Annotated in this window: 19 protein-coding genes; 7 read left to right on the forward strand and 12 right to left on the reverse strand. The window is 63.9% G+C overall.

The annotated features are described in order from the left end of the window. Positions 1–55 precede the first annotated feature (55 nt). Positions 56–1492 (forward strand): TolC family outer membrane protein, encoded by a 1437-nt coding sequence (locus tag QME24_RS03645; RefSeq protein WP_054904851.1) that lies wholly within the window; start codon positions 56–58, stop codon positions 1490–1492. 154 nt (positions 1493–1646) lie between these two features. On the opposite strand, the gene waaA is transcribed toward QME24_RS03645, so the two are convergent. Together waaA and QME24_RS03655 are read right to left on the reverse strand one after the other, a co-directional pair. Next, the gene (gene waaA / locus QME24_RS03650; RefSeq protein ID WP_280091724.1) at positions 1647–2918 is read right to left on the reverse strand and encodes a lipid IV(A) 3-deoxy-D-manno-octulosonic acid transferase; all 1272 of its coding nucleotides are present in this window, start codon (positions 2916–2918) and stop codon (positions 1647–1649) included. 11 nt (positions 2919–2929) lie between these two features. Continuing rightward, a complete protein-coding gene (locus QME24_RS03655; protein ID WP_054904853.1) occupies positions 2930–3820 on the reverse strand; it encodes a LysR family transcriptional regulator in 891 nt (296 codons plus the stop codon). An 85-nt stretch (positions 3821–3905) separates the two neighbouring features. Here QME24_RS03655 and QME24_RS03660 point away from each other — a divergent pair, with 85 nt between their 5' ends. From QME24_RS03660 to QME24_RS03675, 4 genes are all read left to right on the forward strand, one after another. Next, positions 3906–4238, forward strand: coding sequence for a multidrug efflux SMR transporter (locus QME24_RS03660; protein ID WP_009681340.1), 333 nt, complete (start codon positions 3906–3908; stop codon positions 4236–4238). 121 nt (positions 4239–4359) lie between these two features. Continuing rightward, on the forward strand, positions 4360–5535 hold the full coding sequence (locus tag QME24_RS03665; RefSeq protein WP_115294899.1) for an FAD-dependent oxidoreductase: 1176 nt from the start codon (positions 4360–4362) through the stop codon (positions 5533–5535). Beyond that, the gene (locus tag QME24_RS03670; RefSeq protein ID WP_115294901.1) at positions 5532–6344 is read left to right on the forward strand and encodes an aldo/keto reductase; all 813 of its coding nucleotides are present in this window, start codon (positions 5532–5534) and stop codon (positions 6342–6344) included. The genes QME24_RS03665 and QME24_RS03670 overlap by 4 nt, the downstream gene beginning before the upstream one ends. 53 nt (positions 6345–6397) lie before the next feature. Further along, on the forward strand, positions 6398–7366 hold the full coding sequence (locus tag QME24_RS03675; RefSeq protein WP_054904857.1) for a hypothetical protein: 969 nt from the start codon (positions 6398–6400) through the stop codon (positions 7364–7366). A 165-nt stretch (positions 7367–7531) separates the two neighbouring features. On the opposite strand, the gene hldE is transcribed toward QME24_RS03675, so the two are convergent. Together hldE and msbA are read right to left on the reverse strand one after the other, a co-directional pair. Continuing rightward, entirely contained in the window at positions 7532–8953 is a 1422-nt protein-coding gene (hldE, locus tag QME24_RS03680; RefSeq protein WP_009681344.1) for a bifunctional D-glycero-beta-D-manno-heptose-7-phosphate kinase/D-glycero-beta-D-manno-heptose 1-phosphate adenylyltransferase HldE, read from the reverse strand. A gap of 130 nt (positions 8954–9083) precedes the next feature. Further along, positions 9084–10892 (reverse strand): lipid A export permease/ATP-binding protein MsbA, encoded by a 1809-nt coding sequence (msbA, locus tag QME24_RS03685; protein WP_280091725.1) that lies wholly within the window; start codon positions 10890–10892, stop codon positions 9084–9086. Between the two features lie 215 nt (positions 10893–11107). On the opposite strand from msbA, the gene QME24_RS03690 reads away from it, so the two are divergent. Then, entirely contained in the window at positions 11108–11713 is a 606-nt protein-coding gene (locus tag QME24_RS03690; RefSeq protein WP_009681346.1) for a hypothetical protein, read from the forward strand. Between the two features lie 84 nt (positions 11714–11797). On the opposite strand, the gene QME24_RS03695 is transcribed toward QME24_RS03690, so the two are convergent. The 8 genes from QME24_RS03695 to putP form a co-directional block, all read right to left on the reverse strand. Beyond that, positions 11798–12571 carry a hypothetical protein gene (locus QME24_RS03695; protein WP_054881222.1) on the reverse strand — a complete coding sequence of 258 codons (774 nt, stop codon included), beginning with the start codon at positions 12569–12571 and terminating at the stop codon, positions 11798–11800. Positions 12572–12636: 65 nt separating this feature from the next. Next, the gene (locus tag QME24_RS03700) at positions 12637–13593 is read right to left on the reverse strand and encodes a glycosyltransferase (protein ID WP_054906196.1); all 957 of its coding nucleotides are present in this window, start codon (positions 13591–13593) and stop codon (positions 12637–12639) included. A 37-nt stretch (positions 13594–13630) separates the two neighbouring features. Continuing rightward, on the reverse strand, positions 13631–15034 hold the full coding sequence (locus QME24_RS03705; RefSeq protein ID WP_280091726.1) for a PIG-L family deacetylase: 1404 nt from the start codon (positions 15032–15034) through the stop codon (positions 13631–13633). Continuing rightward, positions 15031–15927, reverse strand: coding sequence for an antimicrobial resistance protein Mig-14 (locus QME24_RS03710; protein WP_054906198.1), 897 nt, complete (start codon positions 15925–15927; stop codon positions 15031–15033). The genes QME24_RS03705 and QME24_RS03710 overlap by 4 nt, the downstream gene beginning before the upstream one ends. Next, a complete protein-coding gene (locus tag QME24_RS03715) occupies positions 15927–17057 on the reverse strand; it encodes a glycosyltransferase (protein WP_280091727.1) in 1131 nt (376 codons plus the stop codon). The genes QME24_RS03710 and QME24_RS03715 overlap by 1 nt, the downstream gene beginning before the upstream one ends. Continuing rightward, on the reverse strand, positions 17041–18798 hold the full coding sequence (locus tag QME24_RS03720; protein ID WP_054906200.1) for a carbamoyltransferase: 1758 nt from the start codon (positions 18796–18798) through the stop codon (positions 17041–17043). The genes QME24_RS03715 and QME24_RS03720 overlap by 17 nt, the downstream gene beginning before the upstream one ends. 237 nt (positions 18799–19035) lie before the next feature. After that, entirely contained in the window at positions 19036–19872 is an 837-nt protein-coding gene (gene rlmJ, locus QME24_RS03725) for a 23S rRNA (adenine(2030)-N(6))-methyltransferase RlmJ (protein ID WP_054906254.1), read from the reverse strand. A gap of 168 nt (positions 19873–20040) precedes the next feature. After that, positions 20041–21519, reverse strand: coding sequence for a sodium/proline symporter PutP (gene putP / locus QME24_RS03730; protein WP_054906255.1), 1479 nt, complete (start codon positions 21517–21519; stop codon positions 20041–20043). 357 nt (positions 21520–21876) lie between these two features. On the opposite strand from putP, the gene putA reads away from it, so the two are divergent. Next, a complete protein-coding gene (gene putA / locus QME24_RS03735; RefSeq protein WP_154211057.1) occupies positions 21877–25830 on the forward strand; it encodes a trifunctional transcriptional regulator/proline dehydrogenase/L-glutamate gamma-semialdehyde dehydrogenase in 3954 nt (1317 codons plus the stop codon). Positions 25831–26577: the final 747 nt, after the last annotated feature.

The following is a 26577-nucleotide window of genomic DNA, read 5'->3' on the forward strand; positions in this document are numbered from 1 at the left end:
GCATCGCCAAATACTCAACGGTTCAGTAATTCAATTTCGTACAAGGATTGCCTTTATGCTGCGCAAACTCTCACTGGCAATAGCCGTGTCTTGTGCGTCCAACGGAGTGGCCTGGGCAGCGGACGCGCCCCAGACGGTCAAGACCGACCTGGTCAGCGTGTACCAGGAAGCGGTCGACAACAACGCCGACCTGGCAGCAGCACGCGCCGACTACGGCGCACGCCGTGAGGTGGTACCGCAGGCCCGCGCCGGCTTGCTGCCGAACCTGTCGGCCGGGGCCGAGATGATGAATACCCGCACCAAGCTGGACGAGCCGTCGATTACCTCCAACCGCAGCGGCAACGCCTGGAGTGCAACCCTGGCGCAGCCCATTTTCCGCGCCGACCGCTGGTTCCAGTTGCAGGCCGCCGAGGCGGTCAACGAACAAGCCGCCCTGGAGCTGTCGGCCACTGAGCAGAACCTCATCCTGCAAACGGCCCAAAGCTACTTTGCCGTGCTGCGCGCCCAGGACAACCTGGCCGCGACCAAGGCGGAGGAAGCCGCGTTCAAGCGCCAGCTCGACCAGTCCAACGAACGCTTCGATGTCGGCCTGTCGGACAAGACCGACGTGCTGCAGTCGCAGGCCGGCTACGACACTGCCCGGGCCAACCGGATCATCGCCGATCGCCAGGTACAGGATGCCTTCGAAGCGTTGGTAACGCTGACCAACCGAGAGTACAGCTCGATCCAGGGTGTGGTGCATAGCCTGCCAGTGCAGGTACCTACGCCGAACGATGCCAAGGCCTGGGTGGAAACGGCCGGGCGCCAGAACCTCAACCTGCTGGCCACCAACTATGCGGTGTCTGCCGCCGAAGAAACCCTGCGCCAGCGCAAGGCCGGCCATGCACCCACCCTGGATGCAGTGGCCAAATACCAGAAGGGTGACAACGACAGCCTCGGCTTTACCAACCCTGCTCCCCAACAGAACGTTCGCTACAGCGGCGACGTCGAGCAGACCAGTATCGGCCTGCAACTGAACATCCCGATCTACAGCGGCGGCCTGACCAGCTCGCAGGTACGCGAGGCTTACCAGCGCCTGAGCCAGAGCGAACAGCAGCGCGAGAGCCTGCGCCGCCAGGTGGTGGAGAACACCCGCAACCTGCACCGCGCGGTGAACACCGACGTGGAACAGGTCCAGGCACGCAAGCAGTCGATCATCTCCAACCAGAGTGCGCTGGAAGCGACTGAAATCGGCTACCAGGTCGGCACCCGCAACATCGTCGACGTGCTCGATGCCCAGCGCCAGCTGTACACCTCGGTGCGCGACTACAACAACAGCCGCTACGACTATATTCTCGACAACCTGAGCCTCAAGCAGGCCGCAGGCACCCTGAGCCCGCAGGATCTACAGGACCTGGGGCGGTACCTGAAGGCCGACTACAACCCGGACAAGGACTTCTTGCCACCGGATCTGGCGGCTGCTGCAGCCAAGAACTTCGAGCGCCGCCCTTGAACTCAGGAAGCACGCGGTGTAGGAGCGGCCTTGTGTCGCGAAAGGGGGGGCGCAGCGCCCCGGGATTTTCGCACGACCGCAAGATTGTCGGGGCCGCTGTGCGGCCCTTTCGCGACACAAGGCCGCTCCTACAGGGATCGCACCGCTGCGAATATCAGCGCATTAGCGCAGCCAGCCCATCGAGCAAGCGCTGCAATGCACCTTGGTTGGCCTGCATCACCGCCCTGCCCGCCGCGCCCATGCGCTGGGCATCCTGCGGTAACTCGACCAACCGCCGCACGGCCTCGGCCAGCCCGTCGGCATCGTCCACCTGCTGCAACGCCCCTGCCTCTACCAGCATTGCGCTGATTTCGAGGAAGTTGAACACGTGCGGCCCCATGATCACCGGCAAGGCCAGTGCTGCCGGTTCCAGCGGGTTGTGCCCGCCGGTCGGCACCAGGCTGCCGCCCACGAAGGCGATATCGGCCAGCGCATACAGAAACAGTAATTCGCCCATGGTGTCGCCCAGCAATACCCGGGTTTGTGCGTCGACGGGCGCACAAGTGGAGCGGCGAACGGTGTTGAACCGTTCGCTGCAAAGCGCATGCACCGCATTGAACCGCTCAGGGTGGCGCGGCACCAGGATCAGCAAGGCATCGCCATGCACCTGCAACAACTGCTGATGCGCCTGCAGCACCAGCGCATCCTCACCTTCATGGGTGCTGGCAGCAATCCACACCGGGCGCTGCGTAGCGCCCCATTGCTCGCGCAACCCCCGAGCCCGTGGCAACAGCTGCTCATCGACCTTCAGGTCGAACTTGATCGAGCCGGTCACCTGCACGCAGTGCGGGCGGGCGCCCAGCTCACGAAAGCGTTGCGCCTCGGTTTCGGTCTGCACGGCAATCAGGTTCATCTCCGCCAACATCGGCCGCGTCAGCCTGGCAAAGCGCCCATAGCCACGGGCCGAGCGCGCAGAGAGGCGGGCATTGGCCAGTGCCACCGGAATACCGCGCTTGGCGCACTGATGAATATGGTTGGGCCACAGCTCGGTTTCCATGATGATGCCCAGTTTCGGCTGCACATGGTCGAGGAAGCGCCCCGCCGCCCACGGCAGGTCGTAGGGCAGATAACAGTGCTGCACACGGGGTTCGTCGGCGAACATGGCGCGAATGCGCTCGGAACCGGTAGGGGTCATGCAGGTGATCGTGATGGGCAGTTGCGGGTAGGCTTTGAGCAAGGCGCGCACCATAGGCGCCGCGGCAATGCTTTCGCCGACCGACACCGCGTGCACCCAGATACCGCCCTGGCGCATGGCCGGCAGCCTGAAGGCAAACCGCTCGCCGATACGCTGGCCATAGGCCGGCGCCTTGCGCGCGCGAAGGTACAGGCGCAGCGCGACCAGCGGCAGGCCCAGGTGAAAGAGCAAGGTATAGAGGGTTCTGTTCATGGCAGCGGAGTTTACCCGATCGCGCGCAAGTGCACTGCAAAGCGCTCGGCCAGCCATTGCGCAGCAGGGCCCAGGGGTTCATCACGGCGCCAGGCCAGTTCCGCCACCAACGCCGGTGGGCGCCACTCACTGTCCAGCTCCACCATGTGCGTCTGGTATGTGGGGTACTGCACGACATGCCGTGGCAACCAGGCCCAGCCCAGGCCGCGCATCAACAGCTCCGCCAGGACGTAGAAGCTGTCGGCACGCCACACCTGCGGGCTGATGGCCTCGCCACCGGGGTAACCGCTTTGCTGCGGGGTGATCAGCAATTGACGATGGCGGGCCAGCTGTTGGCGAGTGACCCGGCCACGACCCGCCAGCGGGTGGTCGACCGCACAGACCGTGACCATTTCCACGCTGCCCAGGGCGCGCCGCTCCAGGGTTGCCGGGATGCTCTCGTGGTGAAAGAACAGCCCCAGGTCGGCGCGCCGCTCGACCAGTTTGCGCGCCACATCACCCTGGGCCCCGCTGGCCAGTTGCACCTCCAGCAGCGGAAAGTGGCTGGCCAATTCATCGAGGCTGTCAATCACCGGCTGGTAGGGCATGGCTTCGTCCTGCGCCACGCGCAGCAAGGCCTCCTGCCCGCGCATCAACGCCAGCGCACGGCCATCCAGGCGTTCGCACTGGCGCAGCAGTTCACGGGCATCTTCCAGCAGCGCGCTGCCGTTTTGCGTCAGTTTCGGCTGCCGGCCACTGCTGCGCTCGAACAGGGTGACGCCCAGGTCGGTTTCCAGCAAAGCGACCGCGCTGCTGATCGCCGACTGGGCCTTGCGCTGTTCACGGGCCACGGCAGAGAACGAGCGCAATTCTGCAACGCGCACAAAGGTTCGCAGTTGTTCGAGGTTCCACTGCTCGGCCATTGGCCTATCTCCAAAATTGATAGGTAACGACTTTACCGCATCCAGGTTGAGCCTAGAATGCCCGCCAGAACCGGAGGATCCCACCATGAATGCCTACACCTATCTCGCCATTGCCATCTGCGCCGAAGTCATCGCCACCGCTTCGATGAAAGCGGTAAAAGGCTTGAGCACGCCGTTGCCGCTGCTGCTGATGGTGGTGGGCTACGGCATTGCGTTCTGGATGCTCACCCTGGTGGTGCGCAGCATTCCGGTGGGTATTGCCTATGCCATCTGGTCGGGGCTGGGCATTGTGCTGATCAGTGTGGCGGCGCTGGTGATCTACGGGCAGAAGCTGGATGTGCCGGCGATGCTGGGGATGGCGATGATTGTCGGCGGGGTGGTGGTGATTCAGCTGTTCTCCAAGACCACCGGGCATTGAGCTGTACCCCGCGAGGCAAGCCAGCGCCCACGGGGTAGCACTGGCCGGGTTTGCCGGCGGTAGGGCCCGCTGGGGGATACCCTGTATACTTGCCAGCTGTCCCAGTCTTCGAGGTACCGCCATGCCATCTGCCATTTCCACTGACGTGCTGATCGTCGGCGCCGGGGTCGCAGGCCTCTGGCTCAATGCACGCCTGCGCCGCATGGGGTATTCGACAGTGCTGGTGGAGCGCGCCAGCCTTGGCGGTGAGCAGACCATCAAGTCCCAGGGCATTATCCATGGCGGCACCAAGTACGCCCTGCACGGTGCCCTGACCGGCGCCTCAGAAGCTATTGCCGACATGCCGCGCCGCTGGCGCGAAGCCTTGAGCGGCAGCGGCGAGCTGAATCTTGCCGGCACCCGCCTGCTGTCCGATGCCCACTACCTGTGGTCGCCAGGCACCCTGGCCGGCAACCTCACCAGCTTCTTTGCCAGCAAGGCCGTGCGCGGCCGGGTCGATCAGGTAAAGGGCGAGCAACTGCCACCCGCCCTGCAAGACCGCGCGTTCAAAGGCAAGGTCTACCGCCTGGCTGAACTGGTCATCGACGTGCCCAGCCTGCTGGCCAACCTGGCCGAACTGGCAGGTGACAGCCTGCTGGCTGGCGAGCACATCGAACCGCTGCGCGAAGGTGAAGAACTGGTCGGCCTGCGCGTGGACGGCCGTGACATCCGTGCGCAACGCATCGTACTCAGCGCCGGCGCCGGCACCGCCGACCTGCTGCATGCCGTGGGGCTGCGGCAGCCGGCCATGCAAACCCGCCCGTTGCACATGGTGCTGGCCAAAGGCGCCAACCTCAAACCGCTGTACGCCCACTGCCTGGGCAGTGGGCCAAAGCCCAGGGTCACCATCACCACCCACCCCGCGGCCGATGGCCAGTGGGTCTGGTACCTGGGTGGCGACCTGGCCGAAGCCGATGGCGTCGCCCGCGAGCCTGAGGCACAAATAGCCGCCGCCCAGAAGGAAATCGCCAGCCTGCTGCCTTGGGTCGACCAAAGCCAACTGCACTGGGCCACACTGCGGGTCGACCGCGCAGAACCGGCACAGTCCGGCCTGGTACGCCCAGACAACGCCTTCCTCGCCGAGCAACACCGCCTGCTGGTGGGCTGGCCAACCAAACTGGCGCTGGCACCGGACTTCAGCGACCGCGTCATCAGCCATCTGCAACGCGACGGGATCCGCCCACAGGCGCATGCCGAGCTAGGCGACCTGCCTCGGCCGGTGCTGGGTGTGCCGGCCTGGGAGCGCCTGCTGCCATGAGCCTGCCCACCCTGCACGGTTTGCACCGCCCGCTGGGCAGCACCGGCTTTCAGGTTTCGCCACTCGGCCTGGGTACGGTCAAGCTGGGCCGCGATCAGGGCGTGAAATACCCCAACGGGTTCACCATCCCCAGCGACGACGAAGCCCGCATGCTGCTGGCCCAGGCCCGCGAACTGGGCATCAACCTGATCGATACCGCCCCCGCCTATGGCCGCAGCGAGGAACGCCTGGGCCCGCTACTGCGCGGCCAGCGCGACGCGTGGGTGATCGTGAGCAAGGTCGGGGAAGAATTCGACAGTGGCCAGTCACATTTCGACTTTACCGCCGCCCACACCCGCCGCTCGGTGGAGCGCAGCCTGCGCCGCCTGGAAACCGACCGCATCGACCTGGTGCTGGTGCATTCCGACGGCAACGACCTGGCCATTCTTGAGCAGCAAGAGGTGTACCAGACGCTGGCCGCGCTCAAACAAGAGGGCAAGATCCTTGGCTACGGCCTGTCCGGCAAAACCGTCGCCGGCGGCCTGAAAGCCCTGGAACAAGGCGATTGCGCCATGGTCACCTACAACCTCAGCGAGCAGGCAGAACGGCCGGTGCTGGACTACGCTGCCGAGCACGGCAAGGCCATCCTGGTGAAAAAGGCGCTGGCCAGCGGGCACCTTTGCCTGGCGCCGGGTGTCGACCCTGTGAAGGCCAGTTTCGAACTGCTGTTCGCCCACCCGGGCGTCAGCAGTGCTATCGTCGGCACCATCAACCCGTTGCACCTGGCCCATAACGTGGCCACCGTTGCCCGCATCCTGGGCCAGCACTGAGTTACCCACGGCCCCCGGGGCCTGGAAACTGACCCGACGCAAGGAGGAGCCTCGTGGCGCGAACGCTGATCCGCAAGAACCCGAGCAACTTCAAGACACTGCCATTGCACGTCGAGGCGAGCGCCGAAGGGCTGATTTACCAGAGCATCGGCATGCCGCTGAATTTCGCCCAGACCCAACAGCGGCGCAAAGCCATCGAACTGCCCGACCCGCAGCGCTTCGTGGCCGAACTGGCAAACCTGGGCGTATCGGTGCGCCTGACGCTGCATTGGCAGAACCGCGATTACTGGGTGCTGGTGCGCCAGCGCCGGCAAGACCGGGGCGATGTGGTATTGAAACTGATTTCCGGCTACGTGCCGGCGCAGGAGCTGAACCTGCCCCTGCATACTGCCGTGCAGGAAGTAGCCGAAGAATGCCTGCTGGAAACCCCGGAAGGCTGGCTGGGCGGGCGCTTCAACGACACCTGGCTACCCGTCCCCTACGCTGCCGCCCTGCACTACCGCGAAACCCCGCACTTCGTGCTGGCCCCGCAATCCGGTGCCGCCCGGCCCGTACACTGTGGCCAGCTGCCCCTGCTGGAGCGGCCGCGGGCCTATGTGCACTTGCCCACTGCGTCGTTGCAGCTGATCTATGACATGCGTTTGCAGGTGCCGCGGGACGCCAAGAAACTCAGCTTGTTCCACGTTGACGAGCGTTTGGAAGGCGACCAACTGGTGGCGAGGCTCAACCGCAAGCGCCCTGACCTGTACCTGATGCCGTTGCAGGACGGCCAACCGCTGGCAGAGCTGTACACGTTGAAGAAGGACGAATTGGTGCCTGCAAGCACGCGCGGGCTGTACCTGGCCGAAAGCTTTGCCAGGCAGGAAGGTTGGGTAGTGGCGGACGAGCGGGTGCGCTGGAGGGATTGGGTCAAGCAGCAAGGCCTGGTGGAAAGCAAGCCGGCGCGGGCCTCACGCCTGCAACGTTTTGGCGACAAGGCGCGGGCGTTGCTGCAGCGGGCGCGCACCTCACTTCACAAATAAGATTCTGAAGCCTGCGTGGCTCCTGTAGGAGCGGCCTTGTGTCGCGAAAGGGCTGCGCAGCAGCCCCAGCTATTTGTGCGTTTGCAGTGGAATCCTGGGGCTGCTACGCAGCCCATCGCGACACAAGGCCGCTCCTGCACAGGCCAGTGAAAGAGTGGCGCTCGATCAGTGCTTGCGGATCTTCTCGACAATAGCCGTGGTCGAGCTGTTCTCGACCAGCCCCAGCACCTTCACGGTGCCGCCGTAGGCCTTGACGATGTCGGCGCCGACCACCTGGTCGATGCCGTAGTCACCCCCCTTGACCAGCACATCCGGCTTGACCTGGCTCAGCAGGTTCTCCGGGGTGCCCTCGGAGAAGCTGATCACCCAGTCCACCGCACCCAGCCCGGCCAGCACGGCCATGCGCCGGTCGACGCTGTTGATCGGCCGGCCCGGCCCTTTCAGGCGGCTGACGGAAGCATCGTCGTTGACGGCCACGATCAGGCGATCGCCTTGGGCCCGCGCCTGCTCCAGGTAGGTTACGTGCCCGGCATGCAGGATATCGAAGCAACCGTTGGTGAAAACGATTTTCTCCTTGTGCGCCCGCGCATCATCGATGGCCAGCAGCAGCTGTTCCAGGCCCAGCACACCGCGCTCGGAGCCTTCCTCACGCTGGATCGCACGGCGCAGTTCAGGGGCGCTGATGGCGGCGGTACCCAACTTGCCGACCACGATACCTGCCGCCAGGTTGGCCAGGGCCACTGCGTGGGGCAAGTCCTCACCGGCGGCAATCGCGGCGGCCAGGGTGGAGATGACGGTATCGCCAGCCCCGGTAACGTCGAACACTTCGCGCGCCCGCGCCGGCAAATGCAGCGCTGGCTGGCCAACGCGCAGCAGGGTCATGCCGTGCTCGCCACGGGTGACCAGCAAGGCGCCCAGGTCCAGGTCCTGAAGCAGTTGCAAACCCTTGGCGACCAGGTCGCCCTCATCGACGCATCGACCCACGATGGTCTCGAACTCGCTGAGGTTGGGGGTGATCAGGCTGGCGCCACGGTAGATGGAAAAATCCTTGCCCTTGGGGTCGGCCAGCACCGGAATGCCCTTGCCCCGGGCCGCCTGGATCAGGGCCTGGTGGTTTTTCAGCGCACCCTTGCCGTAGTCGGACAAGACCAGCACCTTGACCCCCTCCAGCAGGTTATCGACCTCGCTGGCCAGCGACAGCGGGTCGGTGGCGAAGGGCTCTTCGAAATCGATACGCAGCAGTTGCTGGTGTCGGCTCATGACCCGGAGCTTGACGATGGTCGGCTGGTGGGCAATGCGCTGGAACACCGAGCGCACCCCGGCAGCCTGCAGGCTATTGGCCAGGCTGTCGGCGGCCTCGTCCTGGCCGGTGACGCCAATCAGCGACGCGGGTGCGCCCAGCGCGGCAATGTTCAAGGCAACGTTGGCCGCACCGCCGGGGCGATCCTCGATCTGATCGACCTTGACCACCGGCACTGGCGCCTCGGGCGAAATACGCGAAGTACCGCCATGCCAGTAGCGGTCGAGCATGACATCGCCGACCACCAGTACCGGGGCTTGATCGAAACGCGGCATGGACAACTTCATGGGCAACCCATATGGAAATAATGAACAGGGGCAGGATATTAGCACAGGGTCGTCAATGGCTTTACGGCCAGATAGCCCATGGAAAATTCCCGTGACAATCGGGGCCATGACGGCCCCGATCAAGGAGGGTTCAGGTGATGTCGGCCTGGGCCGGCTCATCCAGGCCCATGGCATGCAGGCGGGCATAATGGCCATTTGCCGCAAGCAACTCGGCATGGGTACCGCGCTCTACCAACCGGCCCTGATCCATCACCAGGATCTGGTCGGCCTTCTCGATGGTGGACAGGCGATGGGCGATGACCAGCGTGGTCCGCCCCTGCATCACGTGGTCCAGCGCCGCCTGGATATGCCGCTCGGACTCGGTGTCCAGGGCAGAGGTGGCCTCGTCGAGAATCAGCAGTGGGGCGTTTTTCAGCAGTGCACGGGCAATTGCCAGGCGCTGGCGCTGACCGCCGGACAGCAGCACGCCGTTTTCACCGACTTCGGTATCGAAGCCCTTCGGCAGACGGTCGACGAACTCCTTGGCGTAGGCATCGGCCGCCGCGGCTTCGATGTCTGCGCGCGGGGCGCCGGCCAGGTCGCCGTAGGCGATGTTGTTGGCCACGGTGTCGTTGAACAGGGTGACATGCTGGGTCACTTGCGACACATGGCGGCGCAGGTTGCGCAGGCGGTAGTTCTCGATCTCCACGCCATCGAGCAGAATCTGCCCTTTGCTGTGGTGATAGAAGCGCGGGATCAGCGCAGCCAGCGTCGACTTGCCACTGCCCGAGCGGCCAACCAGGGCGATCATTTGCCCGGGCTCGGCAGTGAAGCTGATGTCGCTCAGCACCTCGCGGTCGGTACCAGGGTAGGTAAAGCTGAGGTTGCGCACTTCCAGGTGCCCTTCCACGCGCTCCTTCTCGACCGTGCCGGTGTCCAGCTCAGGGGCTTCGTCCAGTTGCTCGAAGATGCTTTCGGCACCTGCAAGGCCCTTCTGGATGGTCGAGCTGACTTCCGACAACTGGCGAATCGGCTTGGGCAACAGGCCGGCAGCGGTGATGTAGGCGACCAGGTCGCCGGCGGTGGACTCGCCCCGCAGGAACAGCACCAGGAACATCAACGCGGCCATGGCGGTGTAGATCACCAGCTGCAACACCGGCGTGTACAGCGAACCGGTCTTGGTCATGCGCAGCTGCTTGTCGGTGTTGCTCAAGCTGGCCTTGCCGAAACGCTGTTCCTCATAGGCCTCGCCACCGAAGCTGCGGACCACGCGATAGCCCTGGATGGTTTCAGAGGCAACGTGGGTGACGTCGCCCATGGCTACCTGGATCTTCTTGCTCTGCTTGCGGAATTTCTTGCTGGCAACGCTGACCATTACCGCGATGACCGGCAGGATGGCGACCATCACCAGGGTCAGGTGCCAGTTCATCCACAGCAGGTAGGCGAACAGGAACACCACCGTCAGGCCTTCGCGGATCACTACCTTGATGGCATCGGTGGCAGCGCCGGTAACCATGGTCACGTTGAAGGTGATGCGTGAAATCAGGTGCCCGGAGTTGTGGTTGTCGAAGTAGCGGTTAGGCAACACCAGCAGTTTGTTGAACAACTCCACCCGCAAGTCGTGCACCAGGCACAGGGAGACCTTGGCCAGGAAGTAGTTACCAAGGAACGAGCCCAGGCCTTGCCAGGCGGCGATCAGGATGATCAGCAGCGGCACGGCCTGAAGCAATTGCAGGTCGCGCAGGTACGGCACGTTGGGGAACAACACCGCTTCGGGGTTGCTCAACCCATCGACGAAATATTTGAGGATGCCGGCCAGCATCGGCTGGGTCGAGGCGAAGATCACGAAACCGATGATGCTCAGCAGGAAAATGCCAACGTAGGGTTTCACATAGCCCAGCAGCCGGAAGTAGATCTTCAGGCTGGATGTGTGCTCCGCCGGTCGCGGTGTTTCGGCCATTATCAAGCTCGCTGTTCAGGTTGAACCGGAAATTTTACCACAGGCGTCATTTTCGGCACGCCCCCATGGCAGCATCATCGCAAGGCCGAGCTACAGGGCTGTGTGGGCGAACCCGTTTCCTACCCGATGAATCGAAGACACCATGCATGGTGCTACCGCATTATTTTCGGCATTATTGCCGGTCATTTTGCTCGCCAGACGACAAGGCCCTATTCATGCAATGCTCGCGGCTCAACCAGGTCGACTTCGACCAGCTGACACACGGCGCCCAGGTGCTTGAGGCAGACAGCCATGGCGCCAAAGTCTACCTGCTCGCAGATGGTAATTTCCTCAAGGTTTTTCGTAGAAAACGTCTGATTTCATCTGCACTGCTGCGCCCGTACTCGCAGCGCTTCGTCGACAACGCTGCGCGCCTGGCACAACTGGGCATTCCCACCCTCGAGGTGATCAGCCAACACAAGCTCGACATGCCAGGCCGCACCGCGGTGCTGTATCGCCCTCTGCCGGGGCGCACCTTGCTGCAAATGTCTCGGGATGAAGGTTTCAGCTGGGATATCTACCTGCCGCGCCTGATCGAACTGATCCGCCAGCTGCACCGCAGCGGTGTGTATTTCCGCTCGCTGCACCTGGGCAACGTGGTGGTAACCCCTGACCAGCGCCTGGGCCTGATCGATGTAGCCGACATGCGCTTCCTGCGGCCGCCGCTGTCAGCGCGCATGATCCGGCGCAATGTGCAGCACATGGTGCGTTACATAGAGCGGGAAAACCTCGGCGAGCGCTTCCCCCTCGCTGCATTCGAGGGCGCCCTGCTCGCGCGTTGAGGTCAGCCGAGACATCGCTCGGCCAGCATCAATCGACGTTGTCGGGGGGGCTTGCTGCGGGCAATCGCGGGCATGACTGCGTTGTTACTGTACAAAAACGGTAATACCTGCGCCGATCAAGGCCCCTGCCACCAGCGTCAATGCCAGCTTCATCCGGTCACGCTGACGGCGCTTGGCCTTGCGCTCCACTTCAATGGGTACGGTCACGTGATTACCGAACCCAGTGTGCAATACCGCATCACCTTCTAGCGTGACCGCTGTCAGGTTGAGCTCGGCATAACGCCGGGACAGCGCCTTTTCTCCAGCATAGGCGGCAAATGGCGCACAGCGCTGGTAATCGCTCAACCGCCGCAGGCCGGGGTTCAACGAAAACGCCTGCCATTCGGCCTTGTCCGACAACAGGGGGTAGCACGGCACGCCGGCGATCACCTGCCGATCCCCGAGGTGAATGTACGGGCTGTGCACGGCCAGGTCGTGGGCGTGGCTGCGCAGCCACACCTGCAGCAGGTCGGGGCTGGCAGCCAGAATGGCGTGCGAGTCCTCGACGAAGCCTTGGCGATAGAAGTGCCAATCGTCCTCGCAATGGAAGATGTAGGGCGTCTTGACGTGGCTGTAGGCCAGGTCGATAGACGCCAGTTGGCCTAGCTTGGGGCGGTTGACGAACACCTTGCAGTGCGGTTTCCAGTGCTCTGGCACAGCGTCATGCACGGCATCGTCACCTGAATCTTCGGTGATGAATACCTCGCGAATGGGCGCCGTGTTGTAGCGATCGAAACTCTCAAGGGTGTCTTTGAGCAGGTCGAACCGCCCACAACTGGTCACGACAAGCGTGACATCACTCTCATTTGAAAAGCGCACCGGACTCCCCCCGCGTTGCGACTGTCGGCTTTCAACGCCCGTTCCTGGGCGCCAAAGCTCTTATGTTAGAAGCCCAGCTTCAGGCGCAGCCGCTGCCATGCAGACAATGGCGGGCGGGGCCTGAGCGCTGGGCGCATGTGCTCGACGATGCTACGGCCTACAGCGCCGAAGCTGAAACGGGAAACCGCCAGATGGCGGCCGTTTTCGGCAATCTGCCGCGCCAGCTCAGGCTCGGCACGCAAGCGTCGCAGCTTGGCCTGAAGGGTCGGGATGGTGTCATACAACACCACGTTGTGCATGTCCTGTAGACCCAACGCACGGTTTTCCTGCTCGCCCTGGTCATAGGCCAGCAGTACACAGCCGCAGGCCATGGCCTCGAAGTTCTTGATCATGTATTCGCCCATGCCGACATCGGCGCTGACGAAAAACCGGATTCGGTTGAGCGTGTTGCAATAGTCTTCGCCCGACTTGGTGCGGGTTACCAGCAGGTCCTCGACCTGCCCCAACTCGTCCAGCAGCGCCTTGCGGCCGCTGTAGGCCACGCTGTTGACACTGCCGACGAAGGCCAGTTCGATATCGCGCTCGCGCCCTTGGTCAGCCAGCAACTGCTCGTCATAACCCTTGGGCACGAATACCGCATCGAAGCCTTCCTGGCGCAGGCGCTCGCTGACCATGTAGCCAGAGCTGATCACACGCGCCCAGGGCAGTTGCCGGTAGTGGGCGCTGAACTTGCCGGTGTACTTGCACGGGATGTAGTTCTGGTAGGCGTCGTGCTCGAGTATGACCAGGTTCGGCACGGTACGAATGAACGCGACCTGGCGGATTTCCTGCTTGAAGCGCAGAAAGAAAACAATGCGGTCATAGCGCTCGACCTGCACTTGGCGCTTGAAGTAGCGGCGCAGGTTGCGTTGGTCTTCGCTGGTCAACCAGCGCAGGTCGCATTCGCAGTTGGCCGCGACGCCGTCGTACAGGCGATCCAGGATCGCGCGCTGTTCCTTCTGTACTAGAAATAGGACTTTCATCATGTTCCTTGGGCGCTCTGCGCCAACGCGGTCAGTTTTACAGCTCACGCCGCCAGAACAGCTCATGCCGGCGCACCGCCTTGCGGAAGAACTCGTTCTCCCCATAAGGCGACGGGCGGCGACCGGCCAGCCACCGCTGCAGCAAGCGGCGCAGGCGACGCTTGAAGGGGGCTGGCGGTTGCAGGTCGTGCATCATGCCCAGCGCCATTGCCTTGTCACGCTGGCTGGCCAGGTCCAGTACCAGGCTGCAGGGGGCCCAGGCCTGATCCGCGCTCAACTGCGGCGGCAACGCCACGCCGTCACCGCTATCGCCCATTGGCCAGCGATCGTTGTCATGCAGGTGGTTGGCGTAGCACAGCAGGGTCTGTGGCTTCCAGGCCAGCCCCTGCAAGGCTTCGAGCACCGCGGCCTGGGCGCAGACATGATCGGGGTGCGGGTCCAGCTGGGGGTGCGGCAGCACCAGCACTTCGGGCCTGGCCAACTCGAGCACAGCCCGCAAGTCGGCCAACAGGTTGTGCCAGGTAGGGGCACCGTCCAGGTCGGCGGGCAGCGGGAACGGGTTGAACTGGCGGAACGGGCGGATATCGGCCATGTCGGCTTCACGAGACGCCGCAGGCCGATCGGGCGCCGCCTGCATGGCAGGCAATTGCAGGCAGAAGTAGCCCAACTGCACACAACGAGATTCCGCCACCCCGGCCCAGCGCGGCACGGCAATGCTGTCCCAGGCGCGCAGGCGACCTTTCAGGCGAGCGGCTTCGGCCTTGCCCAGGCCCATCTGCCGATAATGCTCGGCCTCGATTTCACCGGCGGTCAGCGTGACCACCCAGGCTTCCTGCGCTTGGCTGTACAGCCCGTAGGCAGCCAACTCGGCGTCATCGGCATGGGGTGCAATCACCATTACCCGCCGCCGTTGCAGTTCGACCGCCGGGGTTATCCACAAGCGCGGCTGGCCCAGCAGCCGGCAATGCCGGCCACGCAAGCGCAGTGTGCCGGCCTGCAGGGGGGCGGCCAGGCCGGTGAGGTTGAGATAACGCAAGCCGGCGACACCGCGCTCGAAGGTTTGCTGGTCGGCCTGCTCGCCCGCCAGCAGTTCGACCCGCGGATCGAGAAAACGCCCCAGCCAACTGCTTTTTATGTGCAGTTCGAGCACCAGGGTTTCCCCGCCCTGCAGCACGCAGTCGGCCTTGAGCAGACCGGCCTGCAAGCGCGCGGCCACGGGCCGGGTGTGCTCCCCGAAGTCGTAGGCGTAATCTTCGCCCGGGGTGTAGAACAGATGGTCGGCAAACCACGCCTCATGCGCAGCCCACAGCAGCGGCAACAGCAAAAGCGGCAGCCACCACCATGTGGCCAGGCCCAAGGCGACCAGCCCGACCAGCCCTGCCAGGAGCGCCAGGCGTTTGTTGCGCCGGTGGCGCTTGAGCAACTGCTGCTTGCGACTCATACCTGGTACACCGGCACGGGGTTGCACCAACGCTCCTTGTACTCGCGGTCGGCACGACCGAACGAGAACCGCAGCGGCTTGTTGCGCGCTCGGGCGTCGTCCCAGGCCGCCTGGGTGTTGAGGAAGCTCAACACGCTACCTGGGCTGAAGGCCTTGGTTTCGGGGTCGACACCGCCGTTGATGTACTCCACGCTGACCCACTGCGGTGCCTCGACACGGTACACCAGCTGGATCGCAATCGGCTTGCCGTCCAGCAGCAGTACCGAGCCGATCAGCAGCTCACGCAGCCGCTCCAGCACATCGGCCATGCGCTCGGCACCGGTGGCCGGGAAGCCCCAGCGGCGCTGGAACAGGTCGCAGTACATGCTGGCGATTTCCTGTGCGCTGAACGCGCTGATCGGGCGCACCACCCCGCCCGCCTCTTCCAGCAGGCGCAGCTCGCGGCGCTGGTTGTAGCGGAACTTCTTCGACAGGTCTTCGTGCGCGCGGGCCATGGCCAGCTGTTCCTTCTGCACCTTGAGCCCGCTGAAGCGGCCCTGGTTCAGTTCGGACAGGTAGCGCACGCTGTGACGCAGCGGTGCGCCGGCATCGGGTGCGGCCGGCAGGATGATTTCGGCGTTGCCGAGGTCGAACAGGGCTTTCTTGCCGGCGCGTTTGAGCACGTCCTTGGACAGGGCCAGGTGGCGCCCCCAGGTCGCAATGGCGGCTTTCAGCTCGCCATTCTGGTGCCAGCCAAGGTAGCGCACGGGTATCTGCGCCAGGTCAGCCAGTTGCTCGACCACCAGCGGGTGAGTCGCGACGCTGCCGCCAAAGCGGGCCCACGCCTGGGCATAGGCGTGGGCGTCGATCACTTGCCAGCCGCGTTCGCGCCAAGCCTGAATACGATTGAGCATCACCCCTGCCCCACCAGCGCACGCACCTGCGGCAGTTGCCAGAAGGCCTCGCGCACGGCCTGGTCGGAAAAGCGCTCACGCAGGCGTTGCAGCATGTGTTCGGCACAGGCCTGGCGCTGCTGCCCGTCGAGCACGGCCATATGTTCCAGGCCCTGGGCCAACTGCCCGGGGTCGCCCAGCGGGAACAGCACGCCAACGCCCTCGACCACCTCGCGGGCACCGCCACAGGCGGTGGCCAACACGGGCACCCCGGCTACCATGGCCTCGAGCAGGACCATGCCGAACGGCTCATGGTCGGAGCTCAGGGCGAACACGTCGAAAGCCCGGAAGTAACGGCGCGCGTCCGGCACCTGGCCAAGGAAGTCGACCTGCCCGGCAATACCCAGTTCGCCAGCCAGGGCCTTGAGCTTGCCTTCCAGACGCCCCTTGCCAAGGATCGCCATCCGGGCGCCGGCCGGCAGCCCGGGCAGTGCCTGGGCAAAACCGCGCAAAAGCGTGGCCTGGTCCTTGTCCGGGTGCAGCCGGCCGACATTGCCGACGATCCATGCCTGCGCATCCAGGCCCAGCGCCTGCCGCGCCTCGGCGCGCGGCACCTGGGTCACCTGCAGGGCCTCGATGTCGATACGGTTGTACAGCGTCTGGATGCGTTCGGCCGGCCACTGCGGCAAGCAACGGCGCATGTCGTCGCGTACGGCATCCGACACCCCGAGCAGGCTCAGGCGTTTGCCGAACAGGTTGGCGAAAATGCGCCGCCCCTTGCGCTGGTAGTCACCAAAGGCATGGTGCACGCCGATCACCGGCAGGCCAGTAGCCAGCAACGCCACATAGATCGGCTTGAAGCGGTGGGCGATGCAGAACGCAAAATTGCGCTCGGCCGCAATCCGCCGCAGGGCGCGGATCGCGCCCAGCTTGAGACCACGCACGGCCTTGGAGCTGAAGCCCAGGAACAACACCTCGTCCGAGGCGCAACCCGCCGCTACTTGCGGGTCGGCTGCCCCCGTGAGGAACACCGTGGTGACCCGGTAGCCACGCCCCTGGAACAGGCTGGCGTACTGACGGGCACAGTCCAGAAACGGCCCGTCATAGCCATGGCAGAACTGCAGGATGCGCGGTTCAGAGCGGCTGGTCATAGGCGGCAGCGCCGTCCTTCACAACCAGGATGTCTTCCATGATCAGGTACTGCAGGTCCGAGCCGAAGAACATGTTCAGGGCGTCGGTCGGCGAGCAGATCATCGGCTCGCCACGGCGGTTCAGCGAGGTGTTCAGCGACACGCCGTTGCCGGTCAGGTCTTCGAGCGCCTTCATCATGTCGTAGTAGCGCGGGTTGTACTCACGCTTGAGCACCTGGGCACGCGAGGTACCGTCCTCGTGAACCACCTCCGGCACACGGGTTTTCCACTCTTCAGCCACTTCGAAGGTGAAGGTCATGAACGGCGCCGGGTGATCGACCTTGATCATCTGCGGGGCGACAGTGTCGAGCATCGACGGGCAGAAAGGTCTCCAGCGCTCGCGGAACTTGATCTGCTCGTTGATACGGTTGGCGACGCCCGGCACGCTCGGGCAACCGATGATCGAACGCCCGCCCAAGGCGCGCGGGCCAAACTCCATGCGGCCTTGGAACCAGGCCACCGGGTTGCCATCGACCATGATCTTGGCGATACGCTGCGGCATGTCGTCGAGCTTGCGCCACGCCGGTGCATTCGGGTGCCGAGCGCAGGCAGCGATCACGTCCTCGTTGGAATAGGACGGGCCGAGGTAGACGTGCTCCATCTTCTCGACCGGTACGCCACGGGCGTGGGACACGTAGGCCGCAGCGCCAACCGCAGTACCGGCGTCGCCGGAAGCCGGCTGCACGAACAGCTCTTTGACATCCGGGCGGGCGATGATCTTCTGGTTGAGCTTGACGTTCAGCGCGCAGCCGCCGGCAAACGCCAGCTTGCCGGTTTCGCGCAGGGTGTCGCCCAGGTAGTGGTCGATCATCTGCAGGGCGATCTTCTCGAACAACGCCTGCATGCTGGCCGCGTAATGGATGTACGGCTCGTCGGCGATATCGCCTTCGCGCTTGGGCCCCAGCCACTCGATCAGCTTGGGCGAGAAGTAGAAGCCCTTGCCCTTTTCTTTATGGCGGCGCAGGCCGATGACGTTGGCGTATTCGGTGTTGATCACCAGTTCACCGTTCTCGAAGCTGGCCAGGCGCGAGAAGTCGTATTTGCTGGCATCGCCATACGGCGCCATGCCCATGACCTTGAACTCGCCATCGAGCATCTCGAAACCGAGGAACTCGGTAATGGCACCGTACAGGCCACCCAACGAGTCCGGGTCGAAGAATTCCTTGATCTTGTGGATCTTGCCGTTTTCGCCGTAGCCGAAGAAGGTGGTGGCGTACTCGCCTTTACCGTCAATGCCGAGGATGGCCGTTTTTTCCTTGAAGCCCGAGCAGTGATAGGCACTGGAAGCATGGGCCAGGTGGTGCTCGACCGGCTCGATCTTGATCTTTTTCGGGTCGAAGCCCAGTTGCTCCAGGCACCAGACGATCTTCTTGCGGTAGCGCTTGTAGCGGCGGTTGCCCATCAGGATTGCATCGAGGGCGCGATCCGGGGCGTACCAGTAGCGCTTGGCGTAGTGCCAGCGCGCCTTGCCGAACAGGCTGATGGGCGCGAACGGGATGGCAACCACGTCGACGTCGGATGGCTTGATGCCTGCCTGCTCCAGGCAGAACTTCGCCGACTCGTAGGGCATGCGGTTCTTCGCATGCTTGTCACGCACGAAGCGCTCTTCTTCGGCGGCGGCAATCAGCTTGCCATCAATGTACAGGGCCGCGGAAGGGTCATGGCTAAGGGCGCCGGACAGGCCAAGAATCGTCAATGCCAAGGGATCAGCCTCTTCATTCGGTAGAGATGCGCCAGCGGCCGCTTGGGCGGGTGGCGACTAAAAGGCGGGATTATAACGCAAAGATCACGAACTGCGCGGTCGTTGTAGGAGCGGCCTTGTGTCGCGAAAGGGGCGCGAAGCGGCCCCAGTTTCTCAGCTTCGCGGCAGAAATTGCCGGGGCCGCTTTGCGGCCCTATCGCGACACAAGGCCGCTCCTACAAGGAATCGAGGTGCGGCCTACTCGGCGATCAGCCAGTCCATGCGGTAGCTACCGGCAGTCTGCGCCAGCTCCTTGGCCAGCCACGGCAGCAACTCCTTGAGCTCGTCTTCCAACCCCCACGGCGGGTTGGCGATGGCCAAGCCAGAACCATTGAGCCCCTGGGGGCTGTCCTGATGGTGCACATACAGCTCCACCCGCAGCAGCTTGGGTGCGCCGGTGCTGGTCAGGTCCTGGTAATAGCGTGTCAACGAACGCTGGTCCTTGATCGGGTACCAGATGGCTGCAACCGTCTGGCGCATGCGCCCAATGGCCTCTTTCATGGCCGTGGTGCAGCGCTTGAGCTCATCGGCCTGCTCGAACGGCGGGTCGATCAGCATGATCGCGCGCTTTTCCTGCACAGGCAGCAAGGCCCGCGGCACGTACCAGCCTTCACCCAGGTGCACGGTAACGCGCGGGTCTTTCTTCATGTTCTCCTTGAGCAGCGGCCCGTCTTCCGGGTGCTTCTCATTGAGCAGGGCACGGTCCTGCTGGCGCATCAAACGCCGGGCCAGCTCAGGCGAACCAGGGTAGTAGCGCAGCTCGCCGTCGGCGTTCAAACGCTTGATGACGCGCAGGTAGTCAGCGGCCATGGCCGGCAGGTCATCGCGGTTCCACAGGCGGGCTACACCTTGCTGATACTCGCCGGTGCGGCTTGCCTGGTCGCCCTGCAGGTCGTACAGGCCAAGCCCTGCGTGGGTATCGATGTAGGCGAACGGCTGCTCCTTGCGCGACATCAGGGCGATGAGGCGGGTCAGCACGATGTGTTTGAGGACGTCGGCGTGGTTGCCGGCGTGGAAGGCGTGACGATAGTTCATGGCAACTCCTGCGAAGGCGGCAAGTTTACCTTGCCTTGCAGGCGGCGTCAGGCCTGGCCGTCGATCGGCGGCGGCTTCTTCGCGGGCTTGCCCGCTCCCACACGGACCGCACTGGTTTCAGGTTCCGTGCAAACCCTGTGGAAGCAGGCGCCGCCGGCTCAGCGGGTATTACTTGTCAGCGTGGTACGCCGCATCAGCCGTCTCGAAGCGCTGCACCATCGCCTGCGAAGGGCTGCCCAGCTTGCTCACCACGACGATGGCAATGCTCGCCAGCAGGAAGCCCGGGATTATTTCGTACAGGCCCCAGACATCGATCTGCTTCCACAGGATCACGGTCAGTGCACCGACCACGATACCGGCCAGCGCGCCGTTACGGGTCATGCCTTTCCACAGGACCGAAATCAGCACCACCGGGCCGAAGGCTGCACCGAAGCCGGCCCAGGCATAGGCCACCAGGCCCAGCACACGGTTTTCCGGGTTGGCCGCCATGGCGATGGCGATCAGGGCCACCGCCAGCACCATCAGGCGGCCGACCCACACCAGCTCACGCTGCGACGCATGCTTGCGCAGGAAGGCTTTGTAGAAGTCTTCGGTCAGGGCACTGGAGCAGACCAGCAACTGGCAGCTCAGGGTGCTCATCACCGCCGCCAGAATGGCCGACAGCAATACGCCGGCAATCCAGGGGTTGAACAGAATCTTCGCCAGTTCGATGAACACGCGCTCGTGGTTTTCGGTGACCGGGCCAGCCAGATCAGGGTTGGCCGAGAAATAGGCGATGCCGAAGAAGCCCACGGCGCAGGTACCGGCCAGGCACAGGATCATCCAGGCCATGGAGATGCGGCGGGCGTTGGCAATCGACTTCACAGAGTCGGCCGCCATGAAGCGCGCCAGGATGTGTGGTTGGCCGAAATAGCCCAGGCCCCAACCCATCAGCGAGATGATGCCGATGAAGGTTGCGCCTTTGAACATGTCGAAGTTGGCCGGGTTGACCGCCTCGATGGCCGCGAAGGTAGTGTCGAAGCCACCTGTGGAGATCAGCACGATCACCGGCGTGAGGATCAACGCAAAGATCATCAGCGACGCCTGCACCGTGTCGGTCCAGCTCACCGCCAGGAAGCCACCCACGAAGGTGTAGGCGATGGTGGCGGCAGCGCCAGCCCACAAGGCGGTTTCGTAGGGCATGCCGAAGGTGCTTTCGAACAGACGGGCACCGGCAACGATGCCGGAAGCGCAGTAGATGGTGAAGAACACCAGGATGACGATGGCGGAAATGATGCGCAGCAAGCCGCTATTGTCGTCGAAGCGGCTGGAGAAATAATCCGGCAGGGTCAACGCGTCACCGTTGTGCTCGGTTTGCACGCGCAGGCGACCGGCCACGAACAGCCAGTTCAGGTAGGCACCCACGGTCAGGCCGATGGCGATCCAGGCCTCGGACAGGCCAGCGAAGTAGATGGCGCCCGGCAGGCCCATCAGCAGCCAGCCACTCATGTCGGAAGCACCGGCAGACAGTGCGGTTACCACGCTGCCCAGGCTGCGCCCGCCCAGAATGTAGTCGGAAAGGTTGTTGGTGGAGCGATAGGCGGCGAAGCCGATCAGCACCATTGCCGCGATGTAGATCACGAAGGTGATCGTTAGTGGGTTGCCCATGTGTGTGCCCTGGCGTTTGTTTTTATCTCATGCACAACCGCAGCGTTTGCGGTTGCACCCAGGCGGCGAATGCTATGCAACAACGCAAAGTGGGTGCAACCATTTTTCATTTGCAAGTTGCACCTGCCCGTGCATTTTCCGACGAAGCCGATTTTTTGCCCCTTTTTGGAGCGAAGAGGTCGTTTTCGCGATTTAACCGCGCCAAAAACGACCCCTCGCCCTGTACGGAAATCACTGTCGGACGAGTTGCACCTTTTCCTCGAAAAATTCGGGTTGCACCTGGTTGCACCCGAATTGTCCTACAGCTAATCTTGGCGCCAGCTTAGGCCACAGCCGTGGCAATAACGAGGATAAGAAATGGCGACGACCACCCTTGGGGTCAAACTCGATGACCCTACCCGTGAGCGACTCAAGGCAGCAGCGCAGTCGATAGACCGCACGCCGCACTGGTTGATCAAGCAGGCGATCTTCAATTACCTGGAGAAGCTCGAGGGTGGCGCGACCCTGAACGACCTCAACGGCCATGCCGGCAGCCTGGCCGATGACGCCGGCGAGGTCCAGCCTGACCATGGTCACCAGTGCTTCCTGGAATTCGCCGAGAGCATCCTGCCCCAGTCGGTACTGCGCTCGGCCATTACCGCCGCATACCGCCGCCCCGAGCAGGAAGTGGTACCGATGTTGCTGGAACAGGCGCGCCTCAGCGCACCGCTGGCCGAGGCGACCAACAAGCTGGCCGCCGGCATTGCCGAGAAACTGCGCAACCAGAAAAGCGCCGGCGGCCGGGCGGGCATCGTTCAGGGCCTGCTGCAGGAGTTCTCGCTGTCTTCGCAGGAAGGCGTGGCCCTGATGTGCCTGGCCGAAGCCCTGCTGCGCATCCCCGACAAGGGCACCCGTGACGCACTGATCCGCGACAAGATCAGCAACGGCAACTGGCAGCCGCACCTGGGCAACAGCCCGTCGCTGTTCGTCAACGCCGCCACCTGGGGCCTGCTGCTGACCGGCAAGCTGGTCAGCACGCACAACGAAGCCGGCCTCACCTCCTCGCTCACCCGCATCATCGGCAAGAGCGGCGAGCCGATGATCCGCAAGGGTGTCGACATGGCCATGCGCCTGATGGGCGAGCAGTTCGTCACGGGCGAAACCATTGCCGAAGCCCTGGCCAATGCCAGCCGCTTCGAGGCCAAGGGCTTCCGTTATTCCTACGACATGCTCGGCGAGGCCGCCCTCACCGAGCACGACGCGCAGAAATACCTGGCGTCCTACGAGCAGGCCATCCACTCGATCGGCAAGGCTTCGCATGGCCGCGGCATCTATGAAGGCCCAGGCATCTCGATCAAGCTGTCGGCGCTTCACCCGCGCTACAGCCGGGCCCAGTACGAGCGGGTGATGGAAGAGCTGTACCCGCGCCTGCTGTCGCTGACCTTGCTGGCCAAGCAATACGACATCGGCCTGAACATCGATGCCGAGGAAGCCGACCGCCTGGAGCTGTCGCTGGACCTGCTCGAGCGCCTGTGCTTCGAGCCGGCGCTGGCTGGCTGGAACGGCATCGGCTTCGTCATCCAGGCCTACCAGAAGCGCTGCCCGTACGTGATCGACTACGTTATCGACCTGGCCAAGCGCAGCCGCCACCGCCTGATGATCCGCCTGGTCAAAGGTGCCTACTGGGACAGCGAGATCAAGCGCGCCCAGGTCGAGGGGCTGGAGGGCTACCCGGTATACACGCGCAAGGTGTACACCGACGTGTCCTACGTGGCCTGCGCACGCAAGCTGCTGGCCGTACCCGAGGCCATCTACCCGCAATTCGCCACCCACAACGCCCACACCCTGTCGGCCATCTACCATATTGCCGGGCAGAACTATTACCCGGGCCAGTACGAGTTCCAGTGCCTGCACGGCATGGGCGAGCCCCTGTACGAGCAGGTGGTCGGCAAGCTGGCCGATGGCAAGCTGAACCGCCCATGCCGCGTCTATGCTCCGGTGGGCACCCACGAAACGTTGCTGGCCTACCTGGTGCGTCGCCTGCTGGAAAACGGCGCCAACACCTCGTTCGTCAACCGCATTGCCGACCACTCGATCTCGATCCAGGAACTGGTCGCCGACCCGGTCGCCAGCATCGAACGCATGGGCACCCAGGAGGGCAGCATCGGCTTGCCGCACCCGCGCATCCCATTGCCGCGTGACCTGTATGGCAGCGAACGGGCCAACTCGGCCGGTATCGACATGGCCAACGAGCACCGCCTGGCTTCGCTGTCCTGCGCCATGCTGGCCACCGCTCACAATGACTGGAAAGCCGCCCCGCTGCTGGCCTGCGCCGCCAGTGAGGCGGCTGCGGTAGCGGTGCTGAACCCGGCAGACCATCGCGATGTGGTAGGCCATGTGCAGGAAGCCACGGTCGCCGACGTGGACAATGCCATCCAGTGCGCCATCAACGCGGCGCCGATCTGGCAGGCCACCCCGCCGGCAGAGCGCGCCGCGATTCTGGAGCGTACCGCCGACCTGATGGAGGCAGAAATCCAGCCGTTGATGGGGCTGCTGATTCGCGAAGCCGGCAAGACCTTTGCCAACGCCATCGCCGAAGTGCGCGAGGCGGTGGACTTCCTGCGCTACTACGCGGTGCAGGCCCGCAACGACTTCAGCAATGACGCGCACCGCCCGCTGGGGCCGGTGGTCTGCATCAGCCCATGGAACTTCCCGCTGGCGATTTTCACCGGCCAGGTGGCCGCAGCCCTGGCTGCCGGCAACCCGGTACTGGCCAAGCCTGCCGAACAGACCCCACTGATCGCCGCGCAGGCCGTGCGCCTGTTACTGGAAGCCGGCATTCCGGAAGGTGTACTGCAGTTGCTGCCAGGGCGCGGTGAAACCGTGGGTGCCGGCCTGGTTGGTGACGAGCGGGTCAAAGGCGTGATGTTCACTGGTTCCACCGAAGTCGCGCGCCTGCTGCAGCGCAACGTCGCCGGCCGCCTGGACAACCAGGGGCGGCCGATCCCGCTGATCGCCGAAACCGGTGGCCAGAACGCCATGATCGTCGACTCTTCTGCGCTCACCGAGCAAGTGGTGATCGACGTGGTATCGTCGGCCTTCGACAGTGCCGGCCAGCGTTGCTCGGCCCTGCGTGTGCTGTGCCTGCAGGAAGACTCCGCCGACCGCGTGATCGAAATGCTCAAGGGGGCCATGGCTGAAAGCCGCCTGGGCTGCCCGGACCGCCTGGCAGTGGACATTGGCCCGGTGATCGACGCCGAAGCCAAGGCCGGTATCGAGAAGCACATCCAGGGCATGCGTGAAAAAGGCCGCTCGGTCTACCAGGTCGCGATCGCCGATGCTGCCGAGATCAAGCGCGGCACCTTCGTCATGCCGACCCTGATCGAGCTGGACAGCTTCGACGAGCTGAAGCGTGAAATCTTCGGCCCAGTGCTGCACGTGGTGCGCTACAACCGCCGCAACCTCGACCAGTTGATCGAGCAGATCAACAACTCCGGCTATGGCCTGACCCTCGGCGTGCACACCCGCATCGACGAGACCATCGCCAAGGTGGTGGAAACCGCCAACGCCGGCAACATGTACGTCAACCGCAACATCGTTGGCGCCGTGGTAGGCGTGCAGCCCTTCGGTGGTGAAGGCCTGTCTGGTACCGGCCCGAAAGCCGGCGGCCCGCTGTACCTGTATCGCCTGCTGTCGACCCGCCCGGCCGACGCGATTGGCCGCCACTTCCAGCAACAGGATGGCGAAGGCAAGCCGGACCGTACCCTGCATGAGCAACTGGTGAAGCCGCTGCACGGTTTGAAGGCCTGGGCCGAGAGCAATCAGCTGGCCGACCTGGCCGCGCTGTGCGACCAGTTCGCTGGCCAGTCGCAGAGCGGCATCGCCCGCCTGCTGCCAGGCCCGACCGGTGAGCGCAACAGCTACACCATCCTGCCGCGCGAGCATGTGCTGTGCCTGGCCGACAATGAAACCGACCTGCTGGCGCAGCTCGCCGCGGTGCTGGCTGTTGGCAGCTCGGCGGTGTGGGCTGACAGCGAACCGGGCAAGGCCTTGCGCGCGCGCCTGCCGCGTGAGTTGCAGGCCAAGGTGAAGCTGGTGGCGGACTGGAACAAGGATGAAGTGGCGTTCGACGCCGTGATCCACCATGGCGACTCGGACCAGCTGCGTGGCGTTTGCCAGCAGGTGGCCAAGCGTGGCGGGGCGATCGTGGGTGTGCACGGGTTGTCCAGCGGGGATCATCAGATTGCGCTGGAGCGGCTGGTGATTGAGCGCGCGGTTAGTGTGAATACTGCGGCGGCCGGTGGTAACGCCAGCTTGATGACGATTGGCTGAGGCTGAGGGTTGTTGAGGGAAAGGGAGAGCTTTGGCTCTCCTTTTTTTATGGGTGTCCGCCTTGAGATTGGGGGTGGGCTGACAGGTGACCGACACAACATTTTCAGCGCCTGTGAGATCGAGCGCCGCCCGCGCGGCGCATCGCGAGCTGGCGCTCGCTCCTACGTTTGTTTCGGGCCAATCATTCCTGTGGGATTTGCGCGCGAACGCTTTGGCGCATGGCTTGATATTGTGTCGTATGAACAAGGCGGTCGCGCACGCCTGTCACAGGCCTCACTGGCCCGAAACAAACGTAGGAGCGAGCGCCAGCTCGCGATGCGCCGCGCGGGCGGCGCTCGGTCTTACAGGCGCCGAAGCTGCTGCGGCGAACAAAGCGGGCATCCGTGACCGAGCAGGTGCCACACTATCTTTCCAAGATGCGCGACTCAGAGTTACGCCTAAGCCACCAGATACCGCCAGCCTGGCGAAACTTCGCTCATTTTCGCCCAACGGTACCCACCGCTGACTCACAACCCTACGGGTATTGGCGTAGTCTTTCCCGTCGCTCGCAAAAAAACGTCCCTCATCCCCTCGGGAGGTTACGAAGTTTGCGGCTAATGCCACACCTGTCCAGAGATCACTTTGGACGTAGGAAATTTCTGCGACGCTCGTAGGTACCAAGACTGATAGCTGCATGCCTTTTGATCTCGCAGGTGCTGGAATGCTTGCTGCGAGCATCTGGTTCCGTTGACGCTCACTCTACCCAGC

This window comes from Pseudomonas sp. PARCl1 (assembly GCF_947311875.1).
GTDB classification, from domain to species: Bacteria; Pseudomonadota; Gammaproteobacteria; order Pseudomonadales; family Pseudomonadaceae; genus Aquipseudomonas; species Aquipseudomonas juntendi.